The sequence below is a fragment of the Variovorax paradoxus genome, assembly GCF_030815975.1.
Taxonomy (GTDB): Bacteria; Pseudomonadota; Gammaproteobacteria; order Burkholderiales; family Burkholderiaceae_C; genus Variovorax; species Variovorax paradoxus_N.
The window spans coordinates 1,051,620-1,078,218 of record NZ_JAUSXL010000002.1; the positions used below are offsets into that span (position 1 = coordinate 1,051,620).

The 26,599-nt window shown below is 67.6% G+C and carries 25 protein-coding genes; 3 read left to right on the forward strand and 22 right to left on the reverse strand.

Features of this window, described 5'->3' with window-relative positions; translation table 11 throughout:
- From QFZ47_RS08710 to dksA, 8 genes are all read right to left on the reverse strand, one after another.
- The gene (locus QFZ47_RS08710) at nt 1-1,749 is read right to left on the reverse strand and encodes a peptidoglycan D,D-transpeptidase FtsI family protein (RefSeq protein WP_307655263.1); all 1,749 of its coding nucleotides are present in this window, start codon (nt 1,747-1,749) and stop codon (nt 1-3) included.
- A 22-nt stretch (nt 1,750-1,771) separates the two neighbouring features.
- Nucleotides 1,772-2,119 (reverse strand): cell division protein FtsL, encoded by a 348-nt coding sequence (gene ftsL, locus QFZ47_RS08715; protein WP_307655264.1) that lies wholly within the window; start codon nt 2,117-2,119, stop codon nt 1,772-1,774.
- 1 nt (nt 2,120) lies between these two features.
- Complete coding sequence (gene rsmH / locus QFZ47_RS08720) at nt 2,121-3,044, reverse strand: 16S rRNA (cytosine(1402)-N(4))-methyltransferase RsmH (RefSeq protein WP_307655265.1); 924 nt, start codon at nt 3,042-3,044, stop codon at nt 2,121-2,123.
- An 8-nt stretch (nt 3,045-3,052) separates the two neighbouring features.
- Nucleotides 3,053-3,481 (reverse strand): division/cell wall cluster transcriptional repressor MraZ, encoded by a 429-nt coding sequence (gene mraZ / locus QFZ47_RS08725; protein WP_307655266.1) that lies wholly within the window; start codon nt 3,479-3,481, stop codon nt 3,053-3,055.
- Between the two features lie 269 nt (nt 3,482-3,750).
- Entirely contained in the window at nt 3,751-5,079 is a 1,329-nt protein-coding gene (gene hslU, locus QFZ47_RS08730; RefSeq protein ID WP_307655267.1) for an ATP-dependent protease ATPase subunit HslU, read from the reverse strand.
- 2 nt (nt 5,080-5,081) lie between these two features.
- On the reverse strand, nt 5,082-5,627 hold the full coding sequence (gene hslV, locus QFZ47_RS08735; RefSeq protein WP_026283873.1) for an ATP-dependent protease subunit HslV: 546 nt from the start codon (nt 5,625-5,627) through the stop codon (nt 5,082-5,084).
- Between the two features lie 77 nt (nt 5,628-5,704).
- A complete protein-coding gene (locus QFZ47_RS08740; RefSeq protein ID WP_307655268.1) occupies nt 5,705-7,345 on the reverse strand; it encodes an STAS domain-containing protein in 1,641 nt (546 codons plus the stop codon).
- Between the two features lie 79 nt (nt 7,346-7,424).
- Nucleotides 7,425-8,096, reverse strand: a complete 672-nt coding sequence (dksA, locus tag QFZ47_RS08745) for an RNA polymerase-binding protein DksA (RefSeq protein ID WP_370880574.1) — start codon at nt 8,094-8,096, stop codon at nt 7,425-7,427.
- A 708-nt stretch (nt 8,097-8,804) separates the two neighbouring features.
- Here dksA and QFZ47_RS08750 point away from each other — a divergent pair.
- The gene (locus QFZ47_RS08750) at nt 8,805-10,277 is read left to right on the forward strand and encodes a YdgA family protein (protein ID WP_307655269.1); all 1,473 of its coding nucleotides are present in this window, start codon (nt 8,805-8,807) and stop codon (nt 10,275-10,277) included.
- A gap of 69 nt (nt 10,278-10,346) precedes the next feature.
- On the opposite strand, the gene QFZ47_RS08755 is transcribed toward QFZ47_RS08750, so the two are convergent.
- From QFZ47_RS08755 to QFZ47_RS08785, 7 genes are all read right to left on the reverse strand, one after another.
- On the reverse strand, nt 10,347-11,393 hold the full coding sequence (locus QFZ47_RS08755) for a CobW family GTP-binding protein (RefSeq protein WP_307655270.1): 1,047 nt from the start codon (nt 11,391-11,393) through the stop codon (nt 10,347-10,349).
- 109 nt (nt 11,394-11,502) lie between these two features.
- Nucleotides 11,503-12,723, reverse strand: a complete 1,221-nt coding sequence (locus QFZ47_RS08760; protein ID WP_307655271.1) for a class I SAM-dependent rRNA methyltransferase — start codon at nt 12,721-12,723, stop codon at nt 11,503-11,505.
- Entirely contained in the window at nt 12,720-13,763 is a 1,044-nt protein-coding gene (locus QFZ47_RS08765) for a tyrosine recombinase XerC (protein ID WP_307655272.1), read from the reverse strand. Before QFZ47_RS08765 ends, QFZ47_RS08760 begins: the two co-directional genes overlap by 4 nt.
- Complete coding sequence (locus QFZ47_RS08770; RefSeq protein ID WP_307655273.1) at nt 13,747-14,385, reverse strand: YdcF family protein; 639 nt, start codon at nt 14,383-14,385, stop codon at nt 13,747-13,749. The genes QFZ47_RS08765 and QFZ47_RS08770 overlap by 17 nt, the downstream gene beginning before the upstream one ends.
- A complete protein-coding gene (locus QFZ47_RS08775; RefSeq protein WP_307655274.1) occupies nt 14,382-15,080 on the reverse strand; it encodes a DUF484 family protein in 699 nt (232 codons plus the stop codon). The genes QFZ47_RS08770 and QFZ47_RS08775 overlap by 4 nt, the downstream gene beginning before the upstream one ends.
- Nucleotides 15,077-15,961 (reverse strand): diaminopimelate epimerase, encoded by an 885-nt coding sequence (gene dapF / locus QFZ47_RS08780; RefSeq protein WP_307655275.1) that lies wholly within the window; start codon nt 15,959-15,961, stop codon nt 15,077-15,079. Before dapF ends, QFZ47_RS08775 begins: the two co-directional genes overlap by 4 nt.
- A 38-nt stretch (nt 15,962-15,999) precedes the next feature.
- A complete protein-coding gene (locus QFZ47_RS08785; protein WP_307655276.1) occupies nt 16,000-16,377 on the reverse strand; it encodes an I78 family peptidase inhibitor in 378 nt (125 codons plus the stop codon).
- A 56-nt stretch (nt 16,378-16,433) separates the two neighbouring features.
- Here QFZ47_RS08785 and QFZ47_RS08790 point away from each other — a divergent pair, with 56 nt between their 5' ends.
- On the forward strand, nt 16,434-17,375 hold the full coding sequence (locus QFZ47_RS08790) for a LysR family transcriptional regulator (protein WP_307655277.1): 942 nt from the start codon (nt 16,434-16,436) through the stop codon (nt 17,373-17,375).
- On the opposite strand, the gene QFZ47_RS08795 is transcribed toward QFZ47_RS08790, so the two are convergent.
- A complete protein-coding gene (locus tag QFZ47_RS08795; protein ID WP_307655278.1) occupies nt 17,338-19,473 on the reverse strand; it encodes an alpha/beta hydrolase domain-containing protein in 2,136 nt (711 codons plus the stop codon). The two genes, QFZ47_RS08790 and QFZ47_RS08795, sit on opposite strands and share 38 nt — an antisense overlap.
- Nucleotides 19,474-19,743: 270 nt before the next feature.
- A complete protein-coding gene (locus QFZ47_RS08805) occupies nt 19,744-20,109 on the reverse strand; it encodes a hypothetical protein (RefSeq protein WP_307655279.1) in 366 nt (121 codons plus the stop codon).
- A 222-nt stretch (nt 20,110-20,331) separates the two neighbouring features.
- Between QFZ47_RS08805 and QFZ47_RS08810 the strand changes: the two genes are divergently transcribed.
- Nucleotides 20,332-21,276 carry an alpha/beta hydrolase gene (locus QFZ47_RS08810; RefSeq protein WP_307655280.1) on the forward strand — a complete coding sequence of 315 codons (945 nt, stop codon included), beginning with the start codon at nt 20,332-20,334 and terminating at the stop codon, nt 21,274-21,276.
- Between the two features lie 18 nt (nt 21,277-21,294).
- Here the strand turns inward: QFZ47_RS08810 and QFZ47_RS08815 are convergent, their stop codons facing one another.
- The 5 genes from QFZ47_RS08815 to QFZ47_RS08835 all read right to left on the reverse strand — a co-directional run bounded on the left by QFZ47_RS08815 (nt 21,295) and on the right by QFZ47_RS08835 (nt 26,585).
- Nucleotides 21,295-23,631 carry a phosphocholine-specific phospholipase C gene (locus QFZ47_RS08815; RefSeq protein ID WP_307655281.1) on the reverse strand — a complete coding sequence of 779 codons (2,337 nt, stop codon included), beginning with the start codon at nt 23,629-23,631 and terminating at the stop codon, nt 21,295-21,297.
- 45 nt (nt 23,632-23,676) lie between these two features.
- Nucleotides 23,677-23,904, reverse strand: a complete 228-nt coding sequence (locus tag QFZ47_RS08820; RefSeq protein ID WP_307655282.1) for a hypothetical protein — start codon at nt 23,902-23,904, stop codon at nt 23,677-23,679.
- Between the two features lie 253 nt (nt 23,905-24,157).
- On the reverse strand, nt 24,158-24,901 hold the full coding sequence (locus QFZ47_RS08825) for a hypothetical protein (RefSeq protein WP_307655283.1): 744 nt from the start codon (nt 24,899-24,901) through the stop codon (nt 24,158-24,160).
- Between the two features lie 54 nt (nt 24,902-24,955).
- Nucleotides 24,956-25,240: a hypothetical protein gene (locus QFZ47_RS08830; RefSeq protein WP_307655284.1), complete on the reverse strand. Its 285-nt coding sequence runs from the start codon at nt 25,238-25,240 to the stop codon at nt 24,956-24,958.
- 142 nt (nt 25,241-25,382) lie between these two features.
- Nucleotides 25,383-26,585 (reverse strand): amidohydrolase family protein, encoded by a 1,203-nt coding sequence (locus QFZ47_RS08835; protein WP_307655285.1) that lies wholly within the window; start codon nt 26,583-26,585, stop codon nt 25,383-25,385.
- Between the last annotated feature and the right edge of the window lie 14 nt (nt 26,586-26,599).

A 26,599-nucleotide genomic window follows, 5' to 3' on the forward strand; every position in this document is an offset into this window, starting at 1 on the left:
TCAGAAGCTCTCGTCGACGCCTTGCGTCACCACCAGCGGTTTGACCGCGAGGTCGGGCGGAACGTTCATCATGCGCAGGGTCTGCTGCACGACCTCGCTGAAAACGGGCGCGGCGGCCACGCCGCCGAAATACTGGCCATCGCTCGGCTCGTCGATCATCACGCCGACGATGATCCGCGGCTTTTCGATCGGTGCCATGCCGGTGAACCAAGCGCGATATTTGTTGCTCGCGTAACCTTTACCAACCTGCTTGTGCGCGGTGCCCGACTTGCCGCCGACCGAATAGCCGATGGTCTGCGCGCGCGTGCCGGTGCCGCCCGGACCCGCCGCCATCTGCAGCATCTTGCGAACCGCCAGCGCATTCGTCGGCGAGAACACCCGCACGCCCACGGGCGACTCGGTGTTCTTGAGGATGGTGACGGGAATGATCGCGCCGTCGTGCGCAAAGGCGGTGTACGAATGCGCCATCTGGAACAGCGACGCCGACAGGCCGTAGCCATAGGCCATGGTGGCCTGCTCGACCGGCTTCCAGGTCTTCCAGGGACGCAGCCGCCCCGTGACGGCGCCGGGGAACTGGATCTGCGGCTTCTGGCCGTAGCCCAGCGCGGTGTAGGTGTCCCACATCTCGTGCGGGGTCATCTTCTGCGCGATCTTGAGCGCGCCCACGTTGCTCGACTTCTGGATCACGCCCTCGACCGTGAGCGTGCCGTAGTTGTGCGTGTCGCTGATGGTGAAGCCGCCCAGCTGGAAGCGGCCCGGCGAGGTCTCGATCAGCGTCGAGGGCTTCACGCGGCCGGCCTCCAGCGCCATGGCCACGGTGATCGGCTTCATGGTCGAGCCGGGCTCGAAGGTGTCGGTGAGCGCGCGGTTGCGCAGCTGTTCGCCGGTGAGGTTCTGGCGCTTGTCGGGCACGTAGCTCGGGTAGTTGGCCAGCGCCAGCACCTCGCCGGTCACCGCGTCGAGCACCACCACGCTGCCGGCCTTGGCACGGCGCGCGGTCACGGCGTCGCGCAGCTTCTGGTAGGCGAAGAACTGCACTTTGCTGTCGACGCTGAGCTGGATGTCCTTGCCGTCGACCGGCGGCACCTGCTCGCCCACGCCCTCGACCACGCGGCCCAGGCGGTCCTTGATGACGCGGCGCGAGCCGGCCTTGCCGGCCAGTTCCTTATTGAACGAGAGCTCGATGCCCTCCTGGCCGTTGTCCTCCACGTTGGTGAAGCCCACCACGTGCGCCGCGGCCTCGCCCTCGGGGTACTGGCGCTTGTATTCCTTGCGCTGGTAGATGCCCTTGAGGTTGAGCGCGGCAATCTGCTTGGCAATGGGCTCGTCCACCTGGCGCTTGATCCAGACAAAGGTCTTGTCCTCGTCCTCGAGCTTCTTGTCGAAGTCCTTCTGCGGCATCTCGAGCAGCTTGGCCACCTGCTTGAGCTTGGCCCGCACCTCGGGGTCGTCGCGCTCGACGTCTTCCGGAATGGCCCAGATGCTCGGCGCCACCACGCTGGAGGCCAGGATGAGGCCGTTGCGGTCGAGGATGCGCCCGCGGTTGGCCGGCAGCTCGAGCGTGCGCGCAAAGCGCACTTCGCCCTGCCGCTGGAAGAAGCTGTTGTTGAACACCTGCACATAGGCAGCCCGGCCCGCCAGCACCACGAAGCCGAAGGCGATGCCGGCGACGATGAACTTGCTGCGCCAGACCGGTGTCTTGCTCGCGAGCAAGGGACTGGTGGTGTAGCGGACGCTGCGGCGGCTCATTGGTGCATCCTTGGCGCGGCGCTCATCGCTGGGCCCTCGCGACAGGCTTGGGCGCCGGACCCGCGGGCGGCGCGGGCGGCGGCGCCACCACGGCCGGAATCACCGTGCCGTCGGGCCGCACGTACTGCGTAATGGCCGGCGTGGTGGTGCGCATCTGCAGCTGCTCCTTGGCCAGCTTCTCCACGCGCAGCGGCGTGGCCTGCGCGCGCTTTTCCACCTGCAGCCGGTCGTGGTCGAGCTCGAGCCGCCGGGCTTCCTGCTGGGTGCGGTCGAGCTCGGTGTAGAGCTGTCGCGACAGGTACTGCGTGTGCACGAGGTAGAGCGCGGAGGCGACCACCGCGAGCAACAGGAGCAGGTTCAGCCGTGCCACGTCAACGGACTCCGGTGCGCTCGGCCACGCGCAGGATCGCGCTGCGCGAGCGCGGATTGCCGCTCACCTCTGCGGCCGAGGGCTTGATGCGCTCGAGCGCACGCAGCTTCATGGCCTTCGGGGCGGCGAACGGCGCGCGGCGGTCGTACACCTCCTTCGAGTGCCTGGCGATGAACTGCTTCACGATGCGGTCTTCCAGCGAGTGGAAGCTGATCACCGCGAGCCGGCCCCCGGGCTGCAGCACCGAGAGGCTCGCCTCTAGCGCCTGTTGCAGCTCTTCAAGCTCGGCGTTGATGAAAATCCGAAAAGCCTGAAATGTGCGCGTTGCAGGGTTCTGGCCCGGCTCGCGGGTTTTGACCGCGCCAGCCACGAGCTCGGCCAGTTCGGTGGTGGTTGAAATTGCGCCCCGTTCTTGTCTGCGAGCAACAATCGCCTTTGCAATCTGAACAGCAAACCGTTCTTCGCCATAGTCACGGATCACCTCTGCAATCTGCTGAAGTTCGGCCGTTGCCAGCCAATCGGCCACGCTCTCGCCGCGCGTGGTGTCCATGCGCATGTCGAGCGGACCGTCGAAACGAAAACTGAAGCCGCGCATCGGGTTGTCGATTTGCGGCGAACTCACGCCCAGGTCCATCAGCACACCCGCCACGCTGGCATCGGGCAATTCGCCCAGCGAACGGAATCCCTGGTGCCGGATGGAAAAACGCGCATCCGAGATGCGCGCTGCTTCGGCCACCGCTTCCGCATCCTTGTCGAATGCGATCAGCCTGCCTTCCGGTGCCAGCCGCGCGAGGATCGCGCGCGCATGCCCTCCGCGCCCGAAGGTCGCATCCACGTAGGTGCCGGCCGCCGCCGTGCTGCCTGAAAGAAGGGCTTCCACCGCTTCGTTCAGCAAGACGGTGGTATGAATCCATGGAGTGTTCACGTGGGTCCTCAGAACGCGAAGTCCTGAAACACATCCGGCATCTCGCCCTGGGTGGCCTCGGCCTCCTTGGCCTCGTAGCTGGCCTTGTCCCAGAGTTCGAAGTGGTTGCCCATGCCCAGGAGCAGCGTGTCGCGCACGATGCCCGTGGCGGCACGCAGTTCGGGCGACACCAGGATGCGCCCGGTGCCGTCCATCTCCACGTCCATGGCGTTGCCCAGGAAGACTCGCTTCCACCACTGTGCCGACATCGGCAGCGCGGCGATGCGCTCGCGGAATTTCTCCCACTCGGGACGCGGGAACACCATGAGGCAGCCGTGCGGATGCTTGGTGATCGTGAGCTGGCCGCCCGCCGTGGCGCTCAGGACGTCGCGATGCCGGGTCGGCACGGAGAGCCGCCCCTTGGCATCCAGACTGAGCGATGAAGCGCCTTGAAACACGACCAGAACCCCTGTATTGGGAATGCCGCGGCACCCGAAAGAGGCACCATCCGCACTTTTTCCCACTTAACTGCACTTTTTTGCACTGTAGCAGGAAACACTTGGGACGCAACTGGCCGTTGGTGGTATTTTTTGTAATGGAATCAACGACTTAGCGCCGATTTCCAAAGCTGAAAATCGGCGAATTCCGTTGAGAATTAAGCACTTAGCTCACGCAATGAATGTGATGCGTGAAGCGCGGCCGCCGTTACAGGGGCCGCAAGGCAGCTTCAGAGAATGAAGCGCGAAAGGTCTTCGTCGTGACTTAGTGCCGCAAGGCGCTCGTCGACATAAGCGGCATCGATGTGGATGGTCTGCCCCTCGATACGGGTCGCGTCGAAGCTTACCTCATCCAGCAAACGCTCCATCACGGTCGACAAGCGGCGGGCGCCGATGTTCTCCGTGCGCTCGTTGACCTCGTAGGCGATGGTGGCCAGGCGATTCACGCCCTCGGGTGTGAATTCGAGCGTGACGCCCTCGGTGGCGAGCAGCGCCTGGTACTGCTTCACGAGCGAGGCGCGGGTCTGCGTGAGGATGCTCTCGAAATCGGACACCGAGAGCGACTGCAGCTCGACGCGGATCGGAAAGCGCCCCTGCAGTTCGGGAATGAGGTCGCTCGGCTTGCTCAGGTGGAAGGCGCCGCTCGCGATGAACAGCATGTGGTCGGTGCGCACCACGCCGTACTTGGTGCTCACGGCCGTGCCCTCGACCAGCGGCAGCAGGTCGCGCTGCACGCCCTGGCGCGACACGTCGGAGCCCTGGGCCTCGCTGCGCGTGGCGACCTTGTCGATCTCGTCGATGAAGACGATGCCGTTCTGCTCGGCATTGGTGATGGCCTGCGCGCGGATCTCGTCCTCGTTGACCAGCTTGGCCGCTTCCTCGTCGATCAGGAGGCGCAGCGCCTCGGCGATCTTGAGCTTGCGCGTCTTGCGCTTGCCGCCGCCCAACTGGCCGAACATGCCGCGCAGCTGCTCGGTCATTTCCTCCATGCCGGCCGGCCCCATGATCTCGAGCGGCGCGCGGGCTTCGGCCAGGTCGAGCTCGATTTCCTTGTCGTCGAGCTGGTGCTCGCGCAACTTCTTGCGAAAGGCCTGCCGGGTGGGATTGGGGCCGTCCAGCGCGGGGGTTGCGCCGTCGGCGCCGCGCGCGGGCGGCAGCAGCACGTCGAGGATGCGGTCCTCGGCGGCATCCTCGGCACGCGCGCGCACCTTGGCGCTTTCGGCCTCACGCGTCTGCTTGACGGCGATTTCGGCCAGGTCGCGGATGATCGAGTCGACATCCTTGCCAACGTAGCCCACCTCGGTGAACTTGGTCGCCTCGACCTTGATGAACGGTGCATCCGCCAGCCGCGCCAGGCGGCGCGCGATCTCGGTCTTGCCCACGCCCGTGGGGCCGATCATGAGGATGTTCTTGGGCGTGATCTCGGCGCGCAGCTTCTCCTCGACCTGCTGGCGGCGCCAGCGGTTGCGCAACGCAATGGCCACGGCGCGCTTGGCTCCCGGTTGGCCGACGATGTGGTTGTCGAGCTCGGAGACGATTTCCTGCGGGGTCATGGACATGGTCAGAGCGCTTCCACCGTGTGGTTCATGTTCGTGTAAATGCAGATTTCGCCCGCTATCGCCAGCGATTTGCGCACGATCTGCTCGGCCGTGAGGTCGGTGTTGTCGATCAGCGCCTTGGCCGCCGACTGCGCATAGGCGCCGCCCGAGCCGATGGCGATCACGCCGTCTTCGGGCTCCAGCACGTCGCCGTTGCCGGTGATGATGAGCGAGGTGGTGGCGTCGGCCACGGCCAGCATGGCTTCGAGCTTGCGCAGCACGCGGTCGGTGCGCCAGTCTTTCGTGAGTTCGACGGCGGCGCGGGTCAGGTGCCCCTGGTGCTTTTCGAGCTTGGCCTCGAAGCGCTCGAAGAGCGTGAAGGCGTCGGCCGTGGCGCCGGCAAAGCCCGCGAGCACCTTGCCGTGATAGAGCCGCCGCACCTTGCGCGCGGTGCCCTTGATGACGATGTTGCCGAGAGTGACCTGCCCGTCCCCGCCAATGGCGACTTGGTCGCCCTGGGGGGTCTTGCGGCGCACGCTCACGATGGTGGTGCCGTGAAACTGTTCCATCGAAGCCATCTGGGGATGCCGCAAGGCAATGCAACCCCGCGCCTGCTACCGAATGTGGCCAGGGCCTGTTGACAGGCCTAGTTCTTCCGGACGGCCACTGTCGCATGGTCGGCAATGCCGACCAGATCGAACAGCGCCGCGATCAGGCGGTGGGCGTCCACGAACTGGACCCGCTCGCCCTGGGCGTCGCGCGCCCGCACCCAGCCGAGCAGCGTGCCGGCGGCGGCCAGGTCCATGCGCAGCAGTGCGGCGCACGAAATGACGGGCGCCGTGGTGTTGCGCAGGTCGGTATCCAGCCGTTGCAGGCTCGAATGCGCCTCGCCGCGCAGATCGCCGGCCAGCGCGGCAAAGCCGGTGTCGGTGGAGGGAAAGCTCTCCGATTCGCCATGGACCGAGAGCAGCGACCACACGGAGCCCGAGTGGCTTGCCGCCGGTGCGGCCACCGAAGCGCAGGCGCCCTTCGGGTCTTGCCAGGCCGGCGGCGAGACCTCGTAGGTGATGCAGTAGTTGAGCGCCACCAGTTCGAAGTCGTCGGGCATGTTCATCATGCGCAGCGCAGCCAGGTGCAGCTGCCACCAGACGTCCTGCGTGCCGCGCTCGTTGTTGGGCGTTGCCTCGGCCAGCACGGCCAGCAATTTCGCGGCCCCGATGAAGCGCAGCTGAACTGGCGAGTCGGCCCAATGGGCGAACAGCACGCGCAGGGGCGCGGCGGCAGCGGCCTCGACGGCGGCCAGCGCGCGCCAGTCGAGGGTCCAGACCGAGCCGGCCTGCGACAGCGCCCGCGTGAGCTGGATCAATCCGTCGCGCGCCAGGCGTGCCGGACTGGCCCAGTCGGCGCCGGCCGGCGCCAGGTCGGCGAGTTCGCTGGCGGCCACCGCCTTCACGTTGCGCGCCAGTTCGTCGAGCGAGACCCAGTCGGGCCCCATGCGCTTCATGCGCTGCGCATAGCGCATGCGGGCGGCGGCAAACCTGGCGGCGTCGCCGGTGGCGCGGTAGAGGTCGAACAACGCACGCCAGCGCGCGTCGTCGCGCTCGGCGGTGGCGTGGTCGCCCTCGGCCGCTACGCTCTCGGAGGCCAGGGCCTGAAGAAGGATCGCCTCGGCCCCGGCATCGTCGCCATGCGCGAAGCGGATCACGGCTTCCTCGAGCGCGCCGTCGCGCGCGAGCCGTGCCGACAGCAGCGAGGCGCCGCTGACCGCCGCCGGGCTGCCCGCAGCGGGCGCAGCGGCGGCAACCACTGCCGGCGCCGGGACGACGGCAGGCGCGGGCGCAGGTCCGTAGGCCGGCGCGGCAAGCAGGCTGGCGAGCTCGTCCGCATCCACGGGCGGCGGCAGGGTTTCGGCGCCAGCGTCGGGCGGCGCATTGGACAGCACCTCGCCATTGGGGCCGCGGCCCTTCCACCACTGCTGCGACATCTGCTCCTCGATCTCGTCGATCTTCTTGAGCGTGAGCGCGCGCCCCTCGGATTTTTCCGTGGTGCTGTTCAGGTTGAAGGAAGACGGCGTGACCGTTCCTTCGAAGGCGTGGGCCGCGGCTTCGCGCTGGCGAAGCTTGCGCAGCATGTCGAACTCGCGCCGGCGAACGAAGTCGTTGCGCTGGCGCCGCTCGATCATCTCCTTGAGCATTTCACGGCTGTAGGCCTGCTCGGGCAGCGTGGAATCCGCAGTCGCATTCAGCTCGGACCAATCCTTGAGCGGATTGCGGACGAACTTTGCCACCTTGGAAAAAAGGCGGCCCGACTCTTCCTTTGGCATCGACGAGGATTTCGAGGCGAACAGGTTCTTTCTCTTCGGCCGATCAGTCCCCGAACATCTTCTGCTTGAGCTCGCGGCGCTGCTGCGCTTCGAGCGACAGCGTGGCGGTGGGGCGCGCCAGCAGGCGGCCGACGCCGATGGGTTCGCCGGTTTCGTCGCAGTAGCCGTAGTCGCCGGCATCGATGCGCTGGATCGATTGCTCGATCTTCTTGAGCAGCTTGCGCTCGCGGTCGCGCGTGCGCAGTTCGAGCGCGTGCTCTTCCTCGATGGTCGCGCGGTCGGCCGGATCGGGCACCACCACGGTGTCTTCACGCAGGTGCTCGGTGGTTTCGCCGGCGTTTTCGAGAATGCCTCGCTTGAGTTCCACGAGCTTCAGGCGGAAGAACGCCATCTGCTTTTCGTTCATGTACTCGGTGTCGGGCATGGCGATCACCTCGGCATCGGTCAGCTCGGCAGCCGACTTGGCTTTCCAGTTGTTGGCGAGCTTCGGGTCTTTCTTCACCGCCACGGGCGGCGGCGGCACCAGCGCATTGGAAGGCGCCTGCGAGAAGGAAGACTTGGCAGCGGTGGAAGCCACCGATTGCGGCATGGAAGGCACGGTCAGCTGCGACAGCCGGGACACGCGGCCGCCTCGCGCGGGGGCGGGTGCAGCGGTCTGAGCGGGCATCGAAGGTGTCGCCGTGGCGGAAGAAGAGGCGGCAGCCGTTTTTTTCATTGGGATCGGAGGGGCAGAAGGAACGGCAGCAGTGCGGCCGACGGTTTTGGATGGCGGTTGACCCGCAACTGCAGTTTTGGTTGCACTCCTGGCCGGGGCGGATGCCACCGGCGGCGCAGCAGACTTTGCAGGCTTGACGGGCTTCTTTGCAACGGTCGCGGCCTTGGCCGATGGCGTTGCTGGCTTCTTTGGAGCGCTTTTTGGTTTCGTGGCCGGGGCCTTTGCAGCGGAAGAACTCTTTTTTGCCGCGGGTACAGCCGGCTTGGCAGCCGCTGCTTTCTTTGCAGCGGGCTTGGTTGCTGGCGTGGCCTTGGCGGCGGGTTTCTTCACGGTGACTGGCTCCTTGAACGAACTGGAACGCGCTTTCACTGGGTGTCTCCTCCCAAGGGAACCACGGCGGGTTTCAAGCCGCGCGGACTCCACTCGTCGGAGTGCTCGCAGTGACGAACCCCGGGGTTATACCCCCGAAAGCCCGCCAGAAACCTGCGGCGCCCCATGCCGTAAGCCACATCCCGTCCATCGGACGAAGGCATGGCTGCCGGAACAGGCGCGCGATTGTATAGAGAACTCGAAATGAAGGGTGATGTGCCTGCAACCCCCTTGCCTCCGGTAGCATCGCCGGCGTTGCCGGAGGGGGCAGCAAGACTTGCCGAAATCGCCGAGGGAGCGGTGCGGGTCGATCCCATTCATACAAAAGAGAAATCAATCTTGAGCAAAAAAGCAGTTTTGGGCACGCTGGCTGCGGCCATCGCACTTGCCTATGGAGGCGGCACGTGGTTGGCCGGCTCGAAGGTCAAATCCAGCTACGAGGCCGCGCTGGACGAGGTGCCGAAGCAGACCGCGCTGGTGCGCGTGGTCGAACGCAGCTACGAACGCGGCTTCTTCGGCGCCGTCAGCACAGTGACGCTCGAGCTCGGCTGCGCAGCCGATGCCGCGCTCCAGGTGCCTGCCGTCAAGCCCGCCGCGGAGAAGGACCAAGAAGAAGAGGAAGAAACCGCCACGCCGTTCAAGGCGGTGCGCATCACCTTCCGCGACACCATCCGCCACGGCCCGTTCGCCGGCGGCACGCTGGCGGCAGCCACCATCGACAGCGAACTGGTGTTCGACGTGAAGGGCCAGGCCAAGGCCGAACAGATCTTCGGCAAGGCCAAGCCCCTGACGGCGCATACCAAGATGGCATTCGACGGCGCCTACACCACCGACCTGGCGGTGGCGCCCGCCGGGCTGGCCGAGGAAGGCAAGGCCCGGTTCGCCTGGCAAGGCGCGCAACTGCGCATCGAGACGAACGGCGCCCGGACCCATGTGCGCTACGACCTGACGATGCCGGGGCTGGATGTCGGCGACGCGCGCACCGGCGCCACGCTGAAGATGGGCAAGCTGACCAGCAAGGCCGACATGGACAAGAGCGCGGGCTGGATCCTGGCCACGGGCAAGACCGAAGCCCGGCTCGACAGCCTCGAGTTCGCGGCCCCCAAGGGCCTGGGCGGCGCCGCGGGCGGCGAAGGCAAGGCCGTGCCGGCGGTGCTGCTGCAGGACATCGACATAGTCGCCGAAGCCACCATCGCGGACGGGCTCTACGCATCGACCGGCACCTTCAAGGGCACCGGCAAGATCGGCGACACGAAGATCGACAAGTTCGAGATGAGCAGCGGCGGGCGCCGCATCCACGCCGCCGGCTACAAGAAGCTGGCCGATGCCTGGATGCAGTCGAGTGCCGCCAACGGCTGCGGCAAGGGCGGCGGCAAGGCCTCGCAGGCCGCAATGAAGGTGCTGTTCGACCAACTGGCGCCCGACCTCAAGGCCATGGCCAAGTACAGCCCCGAAATCGGGCTCGACAGGATGCTGGTCGAAATTGGCGGCAAGCGCGGCGAGATCAGCTACACGGCCGGCATGGCCGGCGTGACCGACGAAGACCTGCAGGCTCCCGGCATGGCGCTGCTCATGAAGCGCGGCGTGCTCAAGGCCAGCGCGCGGCTGCCGATGCAATGGCTGGAGCAGATTGCTGCCACCGGCGCCGAGAGCGGCCAGACGCCGCCGCCCGAAATGATGGCGGGGCTGGTCGCACAAGGCGAGGAAAAGGGCTTCGTCAAGCGCGAGGGCGACGACGTCACCGCGCAGATCGAATATGCCGAGGGCAGCCTGAAGCTCAACGGCAAGCCGCTGGGCGCACCGGGCCAGTAAGACCGCATAGGAAAAAAGGCGCTGCCCTTTCGGGGGCAGCGCCTTTTTTCCTATGCGGTCGGTGCTTTGTCAGACCAGGCACTGCTCGAGCCCCTGCTCGAGAATTTCGCGCGGCAGCTCGATGCCGATGAACACCATGCGGCTCTGGCGGACTTCGTCCTTGCCCCACTCCGGGCCCAGGTCGCTGCCCATCAGCTGGTGCACGCCCTGGAAGATCACCTTGCGCTCGGTGCCCTTCATGCTCAGCACACCCTTGTAGCGCAGCATGCGCGGGCCGTAGATGTTGACGATGGCGCCCAGGAAGTCTTCCAGCCTGGCCGGATCGAAGGGACGGTCGGCCTTGTAGACGAAGCTCTTGACGTCGTCGTCGGTGTGGTGATGGTGGCCGTGGCCCTCATCCTTGTGCGAGGGGTGGTCGCAATGCTCGCCATGCGCGTGGTCATGGTCGTGCGCCTCTTCTTCCTTGAGGAAGTCGGGGTCGATGTCGAGCTTGGCGTTCAGGTTGAAGCCGCGCAGGTCGAAGATGTCCTTGAGCGGCACGTCGCCGAAATGCGCCTTCTGCTGCGGCGCGCGCGGGTTCATGTGCTTCAGGCGATGAATCAGCGCCTCGGTCTCCTCGGCCGACACCAGCTCGCTCTTGCTGATGAAGATCTGGTCGGCAAAGCCCACCTGGCGGCGCGCTTCCTGGCGGTCGTTGAGTTGCTGCGGCGCGTGCTTGGCATCGACCAGCGTGAGGATGGAGTCGAGCAGGTAGCTCTCGGCGATCTCGTCGTCCATGAAGAAGGTCTGCGCCACGGGGCCGGGGTCGGCCAAGCCGGTGGTCTCGATCACCACGCGGTCGAAGTCGAGCAGGCCCTGGCGCTTCTTGGCGGCCAGAAGCTGCAGCGCCTCGCGCAGGTCTTCGCGGATGGTGCAGCAGACGCAGCCGTTGCTCATCTGGATGATCTGCTCCTTCGACTCGGTCACGAGGATGTCGCTGTCGATGTTCTCTTCGCCGAACTCGTTTTCGATCACCGCGATCTTCTGGCCATGGGCCTCGGTCAGGATGCGCTTGAGCAGCGTGGTCTTGCCCGAGCCCAGGAAGCCGGTGAGGATGGTGGCGGGAATGAGGGCCATGGGTGTGCTCCGGAAACGGAAAACAGGAAGAAAAGGGAAGGGGCCGGCAGTTTAGCCAATGCCACTCAGTTGCGTTGGTACGGGGTCAAGCCTGCACCGGGAACAGGGTTCAGGCCGGCTTTCTCACCACCACCAGGCCCTTGAGGTATTCGCCCTCGGGAAACTCGATGGTCATCGGGTGGTCGGGCGCCGCGCCCAGCCGTTCGCTGATGTAGCCGTCCACTTGCGCATCGATGCCGGCCGAAGCGATGATCTTGTGAAAAAGATCGGCGCTGATGCCGCCCGAGCACGAAAAGGTCAGCAGCACGCCGCCGGGCTCCAGCAGCTTGAGCGCGAGGCGGTTGATGTCCTTGTAGGCGCGGGCGGCGCGCTCGGCGTGGGCCGCGGTGGGCGCAAACTTGGGCGGATCGAGCACGATGGCATCGAAGCTTCGGCCCTGCTCGATGAATTCGCGCAGCACGGCGTTGACATTGGCGTCCAGGAATTCCGTCTTCAGGCCCGAACCCTCGCCGCCGAAGCCGTTCAACGCCAGGTTCGCCCGCGCCCGCTCGAGCGCCGGCTGCGACGAATCGACCGACACCAGTTCCGCGCCCTCCTCCGCCCCGGCTGCACGCAGGCCCGCAAGCGCGGCCACCGTGAAGCCGCCGGTGTAGCAGAAGCAATTGAGCACGCGCCGAAAGCGCCGATGCTGCGCCAGCTCGGCAAAGCGCTGGCGGCTGTCGCGCTGGTCGAGGTAGAAGCCGGTCTTGTGGCCGGTCGCAATGTCGAGCGAGAGCTGCCAGCCGTGCTCGCGGATCGTGATCTCGGTGGCGCCCTCCCCGCGCAGCCAGCCCGTGACCGGCTTCAGGCCTTCGCGCTCGCGGCCGCTGGCGTCGGAGCGCTCGTAGAGCTTGTGCAGGGCGGTCGCCGCGAGCAACGCATCGGCAATCGCGGCCTTCCAGCGCTCGACGCCGGCCGACAGGAACTGCGCGACCAGCGTGTCGCCGTAGCGGTCGACGATCAGGCCCGGCAGCCCGTCGGCCTCGCCGTGGACCAGCCGGACACCGTCGCTCTGCAGGTCGAACAGCGCCCGGCCCGCCACCGCGCGGGCGCATACCGAGGCCAGGAAGGCGGCATCGATGCGCTGCGTTTCGACAAAGCTCCAGGCCCGCGCGCGGATCTTGGACACCGGGCTGAAGGCGGCCCAGGCCAGGAAAACGCCGTCGTGGGATTCGATGCGCACCGTCTCGCCCGAATCGGCACCGCCGCGCGCGATGGCGGATTCGAAGATCCAGGGATGGCGGCGCTGCAGCGAGCGCTCCTTGCCGGGCTTGAGGCGGAGGGTTTTCATTTTGTTGGCTTGTTGTTGTCGTTCTTCGGCTTGGCCCGCGCACCCTCGGGGCGCGTCTGCGCACGCGAGCCTTCGGGGCGCGCCTGCGCGCGCGGGTGTGCCGCGTCGTAGACCTTGGCCAGATGCTGGAAGTCCAGCCGCGTATAGACCTGCGTGGTGGAAATGTTGGCGTGGCCCAGCAGTTCCTGCACCGCGCGCAGGTCGCTGCTCGACTGGAGCACATGGCTCGCGAACGAATGCCGCAGCATGTGCGGATGCACCGGCGCCGCAAGGCCGGCCTTGAGGCTGCGCTCGCGCAGCAGCTTCCACACCGCCTGCGAGGACATGCGCACGCCCTTGCCGCTGATGAAGAGCGCCGCCGCGCCTGCCGGGTCGCGCAGCGCGGCCGTGGCCAGCGCCGCGCAGTCGCCGCGCACCGCGAACCAGTCGCGCAGCGCCTCGGCCGCCTTGCTGCCGATCGGCACGATGCGCCGCTTGCTGCCCTTGCCGAGCACGTTGGCTTCGAGCGCATCGAGATCGACCCAGCCGCGGGCCGTGTGGCTGGCGCGCGCATCGAGGCCGGTGAGCTCGCTCACGCGCAGGCCGCAGCCGTAGAGCACCTCGACGATGGCGCTGTCGCGCGCCTCGGTCCAGGGGTCGGCCTCGGGGTCGTACATTTCGGCGAGCCGCACCGCATCGTCGACCGCCAGCGCCTTGGGCAGCGGCCGTGCGGCCTTGGGCGCATGCACGTCCTTCACGGGGTTGAAGCCCACCAGCCCTTCGTTGCCGAGCCAGCGGTAGAAACTGCGCCAGCACGAGAGCACCAGCGCAATGCCGCGCGGCTCGCGCCCCGCGCCGTGCAGCTGGGCCATCCAGCGCCGGATGTGCGCGGTCTGCACGCGGTCGAGCGCAAGCCCGGCCTCGGCGGCATTGGCCGCGAGCGCCTGCAGATGGATGGCGTAGAGCTCGACCGTGCGCGCCGCCAGCCGGCGCTCGACGCGCACGTGCTGCAGGTACCTGTCGACCCAGCCGGTCCCCGCCGTCTCAGTGGAGATAGCCATTGAACGCATTGTTCACGACAGCCAGAGGCTCGCGCAACGCACCCTTGAAAACCATGCCCCAGCGGCGCCAGCAGCGCGTGCTTGCGGCGGCGTACTGAACGTCGAAGTCCTTGTCGAAACCGCTGGCCCGCACCAGGCGCTCCACGCGCCAGAGGTGGTAGGGCTCCGACACCACGATCACGCCGTGGATGCCCGCCGCCTGCAGCATCGGACGCGACATCGCGAGATTCAGGCGGGTCGAAGTCGATGCCGGCTCCAGCAGCAGCGGCCCGGCGTAGCCCTGGGCCCGCGCATGCCGCTGCATCACCTCGGCCTCGATGCGGCCGTCCTCCTTGTCGACGCCACCCGACAGCACAAGCTGCTTCGCAAGGCCCGCATCGGCCAGCGCAATGGCGGTGTCGACCCGGCCCGTCAGGCAGGGATTGGGCTTGCCATCGAGAAATGCGCGGTTGCCCAGGACCAGCGCGGCGTCGGCCGGCCGTTGCGGGGGATTGGCAAGCGCCTCGACCGCGCGCCGCCAGATGACCGCGGCGATAGCGAGGTAGGCCAGCAGCGCGGCCAGCAGCACCGTCCACAGCACGGGCCGGGCGGCGGCCCGCCAGGACCGGCGCTGCCCGCTCAAGGCCGCAGCCGCGACAGCGCGCCCGAAGCCAGTTCGGCGATGCGTTCGAGAAAGTCGGTGCCCATTTCGGCGTTGAAGCGCTGCGCGTCCGGCGAGGCCAGCACCAAGAGGCCGAAGGCCGGCGACTCGGCATCGGGCCGCAGCGGGATCAGCGCGATCGACATCGCACCGGCCGGCTCGGGCAGCCAGTTGGCCGCCTCGAAGCCCGAATTGAGCCCGCAGTAGGGCGAGGTCAGCGAGGTGGCCAGCGCCTTCACGTCGTCGCTCACCCACTGCGCATAGGCCTCGTTGAGGTAGTCGGCGCCGCAGTCCCACACCTTGATGGCGGTCTGCGGCACCAGGAACAGCGACTGCAGGTCGACCGCGATGCGGTACGGCAGGCTGCGCGGATCGCGCGTGGTCAGCAGGCCGCTGGTCCAGCGCTGCAGGCGGTCGGCGATGACCACGTTCTCGGTGCCGTGGCGCACCATGTCCATCAGGCGATGCTCCAGCGCCTTGATCTTCTCGCGCAGCATCTCGGCCTGGCGCTCCTGCAGGCTCACGGCGCGGTTGCCGTGCGGGCTGGTGAGCTGCACCTGCGCCAGCAACTGGGCGTGCCGCTCGAAGAAGTCGGGCGTGTTCGCCAGGTAGTTGGCGATGTCGTCTTCGGTGATCGGGTTCATGGCGTCGTCTTTGTTGTTTCTGAAGTTGGTCATGGCAGCTCGGGCACCTCGATGTCCCCCTCGAAAACCGTGGTGGCCGGGCCGGTCATGAGCACGGGGTTCCCCTCGCCCTCCCAGCCGATCGTGAGCACGCCGCCATGCGTCTGCACGTCGACCCGGTGCTCCAGCAGCCCGAGCCGGATGCCCGCCACCACCGCCGCGCAGGCGCCGGTGCCGCAGGCCAGCGTTTCGCCGGCGCCGCGCTCGAACACGCGCAGCTTGATGTGCGAGCGGTCGACCACCTGCATGAAGCCGGCATTCACCCGCTGCGGAAAACGCGGATGGTGCTCGATCTGCGGGCCCTGCCGGGCCACGGGCGCGGTGTCGACGTTGTCGACCACCTGCACCGCATGCGGGTTGCCCATCGACAGCACCGCGAGCGAAACAATGGCCGATTCGGCATGCGTGCCGAGGGCCAGGTGCCAGCTGTGCCAGGCGCCGTCGGGCTGCGAATCGAGGCCGGCGGTGTCGAAGGGCACGCGCGCGGGTTCGAAGATGGGCGGCCCCATGTCGACCGTGACCCGGCCGTCCTCGCTCATGCGCGGCTCGATGATGCCGGCCAGCGTTTCGACGCGCACCGTGTCCTTGTCGGTCAGGTGGTGCTCGCGCACGAAGCGCATGAAGCAGCGCGCGCCGTTGCCGCACTGCTCCACCTCGCCGCCGTCGGCGTTGTGGATCACGTACTGGAAATCGACCCCCTCGGCCGCGCCCTTGGAGGGAGGCCGCACCGTGAGGATCTGGTCGGCGCCGACGCCGAAATGGCGGTCGGCCAGGAAGCGGTACTGCGCGGCCGTGAGGCCCAGCGTGCCGCGCGTTTCGTCCAGCACGACGAAATCGTTGCCGGCACCCTGCATCTTGGTAAAGCGGATTCGCATTGGGCGATTATCCGCCCCTGGAATGGTGGCGTTCGACTTCAGCCGCAGCGCGCGCCGCTGATGCGGCCCTGCGGATCGACGTCCACATTGAGCCGCCCCGGATCGGCCGGAGACGGCAGCGGCGCGCCGACGGCCGAAGTGCGTGCGGACTTGGAACCGGTGCGCGTGCGCATCTGCTCCAGCAGCAGCGGATCGAGGGCCTGGCCGAGCGCATAGCGCGCCTCCACGGCCTGGCAGGTTTCTTCGCTCGGCACGGTCACGAAAGTGGGCGGCGGCGGCACCTCGGAGGTGAGCGGGCGGAATTCGGGTTTTGTTTCGCAGCCCGCCATGAAGAGCGATGCCGCGCAAAGGGCGGCCGCCATGGTGCCGCGCGCACGCGGAGAAAAGATGAAACCGGGTCGATGGAGGATAGGCATGGTGTCTTGCGTCTTTCAATGGATCGTAGCGCCGGCGATGGTCAAATCCACCCGCCATGATCAATCTGAATCGTTTCGATCTCACCTCGCTGCGACTTTTTGTCGCGGTTGTCGATGGTGGAAGCCTGACCGCGGGTGCAGACCGATTCGGCGTATCGCTTCCGGCGGCCAGCAAGCGCATCACCGATCTCGAACGGCATTGCGGCATGGCGCTGCTCCAGCGCGGCCAGCGCGGCGTGACCGCCACGCCCGAGGGACAGACCCTGCACCGGCACGCGATCGAGGTGATCGCGCGCCTGGAACAGCTCGTGCAGGCCGTCGACGACCTGCACTCGGGCGCCACCGGCCATCTGCGGCTGTGTGCCAATCCTTCCGCTTTCGGCGGCTTCCTGCCCAGCGTGCTGGCCGAGTACGCCCGCCGCTATCCGCACGTGGTGATCGACATGGAAGATGCCCTGAGCGAAGACGGCATCCGCGCCGTGCAGAAGGGCACGGCGGAGCTGGCCGTCATCGGCGACAACGTGCCGCACGAAGGCCTGGAGACCCTTGTCTGCAATGTCGACCAGCTGGTGCTGCTGGTGCCGGCGGGCCACCTGCTGGACGGCCGGCAGAACGCCTGCCTCGCGGACGTGCTCGAGCACGACCTGGTCACGCTGGCACGGAGCGCATCGCTCACGCGCAAGGTGATGGCGGCGGCCGACGCGGCCAAGCGCACGCCCCGCATCCGGGTGCAGGTGCGCAGCTTCGATTCGATGTGCCGCATGGTCTCGTTCGGGCTCGGCCTGGCGATCCTGCCGCGCGCGGCGGCCGCGCTCTATGCCCAGGCGCTCGGCCTCGTGCAGATCGGCCTCGAAGGCATCGAGATGGAACGCGTGCTGCTGCTGGCCATGCGCAGCCGATCGGAACTCTCGGGACCAGCGGCCGCCCTGGTGGAAATGATCGAGGAAAGTGCGGCGCCGTTCAGCGCAGCACGGCACTCTCCGAAGCCTGCCGGATGAGGCGGTCGCGGTCCGCGGGCAAAAGAAAGCCTTCGGCGAAGGCCTTCCCGGCGGCGGCCTGCACCGCGGCGACGTAGCCCTCGTGGCTGCCGTAGCGCTCCTCGAGCGACAGGCGCGGATCGCCGCTCGCGGTACGCTCGGCACGCGTTCGCGCAAACGGCACGTAGCCGCCCACGTAGTTGCACACCTGGCCTCGATGGAAGCCCTCGGCAGTGACGTTGAAGCCCAGGTAGGTGCCCAGCGGCGCCATCACCAGCACCGTGGGAACCCCGTCGATCTCGTTGCCGTCGGCATCGACCTTCGGCACTTTCATCGGGATCACCTTCCTGATGATCGGCGGCACCTTGGTGGGTACGCCGGAGGCTTCCGCATGGTTGAATTGCGGGCCCCAGTCGTAGTCGAGCACCGGAAACGCAAAGTTCTGCGGCAGGAAGATCGAGTCTGGAACGCCGGGCACGCCGCTCGGAAATCCCATCGCCTCCTTGTTCGCGTCGACCAGCGTCTTGCCCGCGAGCGTGGGCCACCGGCTCGGTGGCGGCGGCGTGCCGTTCAGCACCCATTCGCGCAGGCCCAAGCGCAGCACGTTGGTGATTTCCGTGTGCGGCACCGGGTTGGCCGCCAGCGTGCCGCGGCCGAAGCTGTTGCCGGGACAGGTGGGTCCGGCGGTGGCCGCGGGCATGTGCGTGAAGCCGCCCGCGCCGCCGCCGTGGTGGCTGCCCGGCACGTAGTAGCGCCGGACGTTGCGCGGCAGCGGAATGTCCGCGTCGCCGGCCGTGCCGATCCACTCGGGCGTCAGCTTCAGTGCGTACACCTCGGCCGATCCGAAATGCTCGATCACTTTCGGGCAGGTGTCGTTCGCGCCGCAGCGCGAGAAGATGCTGCCGGTGGGCTGCTTGCGCACCGGGTCTGGCCAGTCGACCCACCACTGCGGGCCTTCGCTGCCCTGCTGGTAGAGCTCCAGCACGCCGTCCGGCTGGGCCCAGCGCGAGTTGGCGGCCACCCGGCGGCCCGCGATGATCGGCCACGCCCCGTCGTAGACCTTGCGGTTGCGCTCGTCCTGGTTCAGCCCCATGAAGATGAACTGCCGCACCATGTTTCCGGACTGCGACACACCCCGCACGGCCGTGCCCTTGACCACGCCGGCAAGCGGATTGCGCATGCCGAAATCGTCCGCCGCCTCGTAGCGGAAGAAGGCCCCGACGTCGCGGAACGCCGCCATGCCCACGCCCAGGATGTAGGCGTTGTGTGCCGGGTACACCACCTGGTACAGCAGCGTGGGATCGAAGCTGTTGCGCAGGCAGATGTGCACGGGCAGGTTGCCGGGCGCGTTGGCGGGGTTGTTGTCGATCGGCGTGCCGGGAAACGGATGGCCGGCATCGCATTTCGCAAACGCCCAGTCGCCCGCGGCGATGGCTGGTCCCTCGGTGACGACGCCATCGACGGTTTCCCTGGTGTGCGTCTTCAGCGTCGCCTTGGTCGTGTCCAGCGTGGCGGGGAGGTAGGGCACAGGGTTCGTCTGCACCATCAACGGCTTGGAATCCGCGCCGCTCTGGTTGACGATTCGCGCGAACACCTTGCCTGTGACGGCCACGCCGTCGACCTTGGCGATGGGCGCCGCCACCCAGTGATTGGTACCCGAAGCACGGTTGACGGGAACGCCCGTGTTGCCGGCGTTGTCTGCCTGCCAGCCGCTGCGCAGGCCGATGTCGCCCAGCTCGCGCTCTTCCACGGCGATGGTGCCGGCGCCGCCGCGGTTGGGCACGTCGTGCCACAGGAAGCCGCTCGCGCGGTTCATGTCGACCGGCTTCACCAGATTGAAGGTGGTTTCGTACCGCACCTTGCCATCGGCGTCCGCTCCCAGCCTGATGTCGGTGATGACGCTGTTGTGCGGATCGTCCGGATCGAGTTCGCCGAAAGCGCGGCCGCGGATCTGCTCGTACGGCATCGGCTGCCCCGCGAGCGGCGCAATACTGTCGATCACGATGCGGGTGACGCGGGCCTCGGCCGGCGCGGCAGCGACGACGATCGCCGCCGCGGACATCGCCGCCGCGAGCCCGGGCAGGTGCGACTGGCGCCCGGTCGGGCTTCTGGGGTGCATGCTGTCTCCTGTCTTATGTGTGCGGATCCGACGGCGTCGGCGCTCTGCATCCTCACGATTCGAAGGTGTGCCGGCAATTCGCGTCTTGTTTAGCTGGTCTTAACCGATGGTTAAGTTGCAGCCCCGCAAGGTGGCGGAGTTCGAACCTGCAGAGCAACCTGAAGGCGCGGCAGCTGAAGCTGGCGGATGCGGAGATGGCGCGGATCGCGGCGCTCGACCGAGGCGCGGCGATGCGACGGCGCGGGCTCGCATCGCGTGCCGGCGGCGAACTCAGGGGTCGTTGTCGTTGGTGTCTGATGCGGCGGTACCAGCCGCAGCGGCCCCCGCTGCCGCTTCGCAAGCTGCCTTCAATGCGGCCGCAACCTCTTGCGGCTCACGGCGCAATTCGACGACGTCACGCTCCCCGACGCAGTAGCCGTCGAGACGCACGTAGATGCGCTTGAAATCGCCACCGAGGGCGCGCGCCACGTCGAGCAGGCAATCGGCGAGCGTCGCGAAGCCGCCGTTGCTGTAGGAGCTGGGCGGGATCACGCCTTTGGAACGCGGCGCGCGAACGGAGTAAGCGTACGACGCAGCCTCTTTCCGCAACTCCACCACGGGCTGCAGGCCGCATTGAACTTCCCCGGTTCTTCTCATGGCCGCAGTGTAAGTGCCTCCAAAACGAGAAAACGGCGCGCGTTGTGTGCGCGGGATCGGCAGGAGCTTGGCTGATACGACTTTTTCGTTTTTGTTCTACCCTGAACGGCACCTGAACCACGGCTTTCCGTGGCATTCTGAAAAGGGCCATATCTGCCCGGCGCGCGCGCTTCCAACGAGCGCCCGATGCGCCTCTTCAACCCCAACGTTCGAGGAACTCCGATGCAGCTTGGGCAAAGGATGCGCGCGTTCGTAGTCGTCGGTAGCTGGGCGCTCGTGCTCGGCATGTGGAGTTGCGGCGGAGGTGGTGGCGGAGGTGGTAGCGGCGCTTTCCTGCCGGTTGTGCCGGTGGCCACCGTTGCACCGCCGGCCGATGCGCCGGCCACGCCGCCCGCACCCGATGCGCCGGCCACGCCAGCCGAGCCCGCGCCACCCGCCGAACCAGCTCCTGCCGCGAGCCGCGTCGTCTCCGACACCATCACCTCGGCCAAGACGGGCGCAAGCTACGCGCTCGAGATCTACCTGCCGGCCTCCTACGACGGCGGTTCGACGGCTTATCCGGTCATCTATGCGATGGACGGCGACGGCATCTTCAATCCGCCCGGCACTCGGTTCTCGAATCTCAAGGACATCCTCGAGCAGCGCCGCACCGAGGCAATCCTGGTCGGCATCGGCGGCACGGCCCGCCGCGAGCAGGACTACACGATGCCGGGCGCCGTGCCGTACCACGACTTCCTTGTGCTCGAACTGGTGCCGTTCATCGAGGCGAAGTACCGCGCCGATGCGAAAAGGCGCCTGTTGGCCGGCCTGTCGCTGAGCGGGAGTATGGCCGGCATTGCGCTGTTCCTCGAAGGCGCGGCGGGCAGCCTGGCGTTCTCGCACTTCCTGGCGTTCGAAGCCGCGTTCGCCTTCCAGACGGCCGAGTACGAAGACCTCGAGCAGCGAATGCACGATGCGCTGGGCGACCGGCCCCTGCCTGCAACGCTGGTTCTCACGCGCTGCGACAACCCGAACGAGTGCAACTTCGATCCGGTGGGCCGGATGCACGCGCGGCTTGTGGCTCGCGGCTACCCGGGCCTGTCGATCACCGAAACCACCTACTCGACGACGCACACCCAGACCGACATTCCGTCGTTCGCCGATGCGGTCGCCAGGCTGCTGCCGTAGCAGCGGCCCCTTGCCAGCTCAGAAGCGGTCCTGCAGCCCCATGGCCGGATCGCTCACCGAGTGCCGGCCGGTCTCGATACGGCCGGCAAGGCGCCGGTAGAACGAAGGGTCGGCATCGCAGGTGACCACGAAGTCGTACCACTGGCCGCTCGCGTCCAGGTTCCAGCGCATGCCGGTTTCGCCGCCGCCCTTGACGCGGATGCTCCATGAGCCGTCGGGGTTGTGGCCATAGGTGCCGTTGTCGTCGTTGCCATTGCGGTCCCGGCCGCCGGCCTGGTAGGCGTCGGGGCGCGGATAGGCCTTGTTGGGCTGCACGGTGAAGCGGCAATCGCGCCGGCCGTCGTTGCGCATCTGCAGGTAGAGGTCGCCGCGGCGCGCGTCGTAGCCCACGCGGATCTCGGGCGCGGGCGCGCTGCCGGCGCGCAGCCGGTTCAGGTCGCCCTTGAACTGGCGATGAAAGCCGTTGGGGCCGAGCACCCACAGGTCGTACAGGCCGGCATCGTCGCTCATGGCGTTCCAGTGGCCGTCGAGCTGCTTGCCGGGCTCCACCACGTAGCGGCGCGGCAGGCGGTCGGGCAGGTGCAGCTTGTCGTAGACGTGGAACACGGCAGCGGCCTGGCCGCTGTTGGCGAACAGCAGCTGGACGCGGCCGTTGAGCGCGTCGCTGCGCGCGCTGGTGTGCAGCTCGTAGGGCAGCGCGCGCGAAGGGCGCACGCCGGTGGCCTGCACGGGCAGGTCAGCGTCGGCCGACGGAACGATCTTCGGCAGCGTCTCCTGCGCGGCGGTCAGCGCATCGGCCTCGGCCTTGGTCTTGCGCCCGGGCAGCGTGGGCAGCGGCTCGTCGTTGGGGCGCTCGAAGTTGAAGGCGCTGGTGAGGTCGCCGCAGACGGCGCGGCGGTGCTTTCCGATCTGCGGCTCGGCCACGCCGAAGCACTTCTCCAGGAACATGAGCGTCGAGGTGTGGTCGCAGACCTGCGAGTTGACCCAGCCGCCGCGGCTCCAGGGCGAGACCACCCACATCGGCACGCGCGGGCCGGGGCCGTAGGGGCGGCCGTCCGTGGCGGGCTGCTTGGGGGTGGCCGGCGTGTAGTTGTGATATTCGACGGCCACGTCGGCCTCGGCCATCGTGGTGGCGCCGGCCAGTGAGCCGTCGGGGTTGCGCGACGGCACGGCGGGCGACGGCAGGTGGTCGAAGAAGCCGTCGTTCTCGTCGAAGTTGATGATCAGCACGGTCTTGCTCCAGACCTCCGGGTTGGCAGTGAGCGCGTCCAGCACTTCCTGCACGTACCAGCCGCCCTTGGCCGGGCTCGAAGGTCCAGGGTGCTCGCTATAGGCCGAGGGCGAGATGATCCACGACACCGCGGGCAGGGTGCCGTTGCGGATGTCCTCGCGGAAGGTTTCGAGAAAGCCCTGCGGCATGGTGTTGCCGAAGCCCTTGGCCAGCGGGCTGAGCGCATCGTCGATGGCCGGGTCGTAGAACGGCCCGGCGGCGGTCACCGGCTGCGTGATGTCGGTCGCGGGGACGTAGACGGGGCGGCGCGCCGCCGGCATCTGCTCGACGGCGCTGCGCCAGTGGCGAAAGCTCATCATCTCGTTGCAGCCGAAGTTGTCGATCAGGCTCTGGTAGACCTTCCACTTCACGCCGGCCTTCTCGAGCCGGTCGGCATAGGTGGTCCAGGTCCAGCCTTCGGTGGAGGCGCCGATGTCGTTGCCGGCGTTGAACTGGTTGTTGAGCACCGCGAGCTGCACCTTGCTGCCATCGGCGGGGCTGATGCCGTTGGGCCCATTGGTGCCGCTCCAGTAGAACAGGCGGTTCGCGATGGTGCCGGTGTGCATGCCGCAGTGGTAGTGGTCGCACAGCGTGAAGGCCTCGGCCAGCGCGCGCTGGAACGGCACTTCGGCGGTGTCGTAGTAGCCCATCGACAGCAGGTTCTTGACGTCCGGCCACTTGAACATGCGGCCGTGGTCCCATGCGGCCTGCGAGTCGGACCAGCCGTGCGGCGTGCTGCCTGCGCGCTGCGCGTTGCCCTTGCTCTCGTCGAGGCGGTAGGGCGTGTAGCTGCTGGGCGGCGCGGTCTTGGTGTAGGTCTGGTGGAAGATGGTCTTGCCGTTGGGCGCCGGTACGGCAAAGCGGTCGCCGTAGCCGCGCACGCCCTTGAAGGTGCCGAAATAGCTGTCGAAGGAGCGGTTCTCCTGCATCAGCAGCACCACGTGCTTGACGTCCTTGATGGTGCCGGTCTCACGGTGCGCGGGAATGGCCAGCGCGCGGCGGATGCTGGGCGGAAAGGTGGCCAGCGTGGCGGCGGCAATGCCGGAGCCGGTGGCGGTCTGGAGAAACTTGCGGCGTGTGGTCATGGGGGTTTGTTCTTGATCTTGAGAATGTTGGGACGCGATGGCGCGTCAGGGCGCGTAGCTCACGCTGGGCTCGCTGCCCGCGCCGGACGAGGCCGCATCGGCCTTGCCGGCCGTGTTCGCATTGGCCGGGTCCGAGCCGAGTGCGTTGCCCGAAGTGGCGGCAGCGCCGCTGAAGCCGCTGCCGCCCCCGCCGTCACCGCCGCCGCAGGCGGTCAATGCAAAGGCCAGTACCGACAGCGCGAGCGGCGCGCGCAGGATGAATCGTGGATGCATGGATGGAGACACTCCTTTTTTCTCGAGGCGGTTGAATGGCCTCCAGCGTAAGAAAGAGCTGTGACATCGCGATGTAGCGGCGATGACGGCGTGCAGGCCTGCCCTTCGTACGTGCGGGCGCAGTCTCTTCGCTCGGCGCCTGCATCGTCTACAAGGAAAACCCGCCGAGTCCAAACGTTCTAAAGCTCGCGTGGAATGACTACGAAAAGCTGCAGTCGAACTCGCGCTGGCAAGGCGCTTGGTGGCCTGATGCTCAACCGGCCCGGCGCCACTCGCCCGAGGCCGGGCACACGCTGGCCCGTTCGCCGTTCATGCGAACCTGCTCTTCATCCACTTGCGATGCGGTCGGCGCGTCGATGTCGAAGGCGATACGAAGTGCGCGCGCCACATGCGCATCTTCAATGGGGAGTTCCCAGGTCAGGAACACCTGGGTGCAATCCTGGCCGGGCGCGAAGTCGGCCGCATCGAAGCCGCTGCTGCGGCGCCGGATCACGGCGTGCGGCTGGCCCGTATCGAATATCAGGATCGTGCCGCGGGCAAGGGGGATGCGATGGCCCGTAGAGGGAAAGTGCACGTCCAGTTCCTTGTCTTCGCAGAGGAACAGATTGCAGAATGCCGCGCCGCCATACTGCGCGCCATCGTGGTGGTATCTCGCGCCGCGGCAGGCCATGAGGGCAACCTCGCTCGACGCAAGCACCTCGGGCAATCCAAGCGTGCGCGTCCAGTCGGACACCTCCTGCACGCAGCGCCTGTAGTCCGGCCAGCGCGCACGCGCCCGCGCCAAGGGCAAGGGCTCGACGTCACCGGGTTCGAGCGCCAGGCGCGAAGAAACCTCGCGTTCCCAATCTGCAATCAGGCGTGCGGGAGGCACAGGCATATCGACCGCGCCTGAGAGCACGACATCGCTCACGCTGCGGCTGCGCATGGCATCGTCGCTTCGGAAATAGGAAACAAGGCGGTCTTCTCGCGCGCGATGCGGTCGAGGGGAAAGGCTCATCCGCAGCAGTGTAGTGAGGCGGGTTCCGCATGCCCGCCTTCGCCGCCGGCGGCCTCAGGGCCTGAGCGTGGGCTCCCGCTTCGCATAGGCCAGCGCCGCGAGCAGGCCCAGGCCCGTCACGGCCGCGGCACCCCAGGCCACCGCGGGGCTGCACAGGATGCGGCCCAGCGATGAACGCTGTCCGGTGTCCGATCCCATGCCCGTGGCGGCCTGCTCGAGCGGCGTGAGCGGCCGCGCGATGTTCGGGTTTTCTTCGCCCTGGAGGACGGCCTGGGAAATTTCCAGCGGCGTCAGTTCATCGGCGACGGGTCCGGACAGCGATTTGTCGTGGGCGCGCATGGAAAGCCTTTCGTTCGAAGATTGAATCTGCGGCGAAGCCTCTCCTGGCTGCGGGCCCGCGCTCTACAGCCGGCAGCGGGCTTTCGCGTAGGCCGAGGGCGCACACGGCGGCGCCCTGCTTCGTTGTTGCTGAAGGCGCGGGCTACAACGACGCCACGTCGGCCTGCAGCACGCCGTTGCGCGCCACGACACGGCCGCCCGCCACCACCAGCTTGCGCACCGGCCGCGAGACCACGGCCTGCGCCGGCGTCTCTGCATCGACCAGCACCAGGTCGGCGCGGCAGCCCGCTTCCAGGCCATAGGCCTCGAAGCCGCAGCCGCGCGCGCCGGCGTGGGTGACGGTGTCGAGCGCCAGGTCGATCTCGTCGTCGCGGCGCAGGTTGTAGCGCATACCGATCAGCATCGCGCGTTCCAGCATGTCTGGGTTGCCGTAGGGCGACCAGGTGTCGCGGATGCCGTCGTTGCCGCCGAGCACCGTCACGCCGGCCTTGCGGCAGGCCATGAGCGGCGGCACGCTGCGCGATGGCGGCGCGCTGGTGATCAGCACCACGCCGAGCCTGGCCATGCGCGCGAGCAGTGCGTCGCGCTCGCGTTCGCTCACGTCGCCAAGGCAGAAGCCGTGGCTTACAGCGACCTTGCCCTGCATGCCCAGCGCTTCGGTGCGCTGCAGGATCAGATCGAGCGAGAACGCGCCCATGGCGCCGGGCTCGTGCAGGTGGATGTCGAGCGGGCGCTGGTGCCTGTCGGCAATGCCGAAGAGCAGGTCGAGCGAGCGCACCGGGTCGCCGTCGATGGCGCAGGGGTCGAGGCCGCTAAGCACATCGGCGCCCTGCGCGAGCGCCTGCCCGAGCAACTCGGCCGTCCCCGGCCGGCCCAGCAGGCCCGACTGCGGGAACGCGACCACCTGGATCTGCTGCACGTCGCGCAGGGTTTCCCGCGTGCGCAAGGTGCCTTCGAGATGGCGCAGCCCGGCCTGCGTATCGATGTCGACATGGGTGCGCAGCCGCGTGGTGCCGAGCGCGAGAAAGGCCTTGGCCAGCACCAGCGACTGCGCGGCCGCGTCGTGTCCGCTCGCATGCCGGAAGGCGCGTTCGTTCTCGATCTTGTCGACGAGGCTGGCGCCGACCTCGTTGCGGTACCAGTCCATGCCCCACAGCGTCTTGTCCAGGTGGGTGTGGCCTTCGACCAGGCCGGGCAGCAGCAAGGCGCCGGCGCCCTCCTCGACCGCGGCATCGGCGGGCGCGGACAGCGCAGCGCCGGTTTGCGCGATGCGGCCATCGCGCACCAGCACATCGACAGCGGGAGCGCCCAGCGGGCGCACGTTGCGGATCAGGAGCGAGGGCATGGAAGTTCGATCGA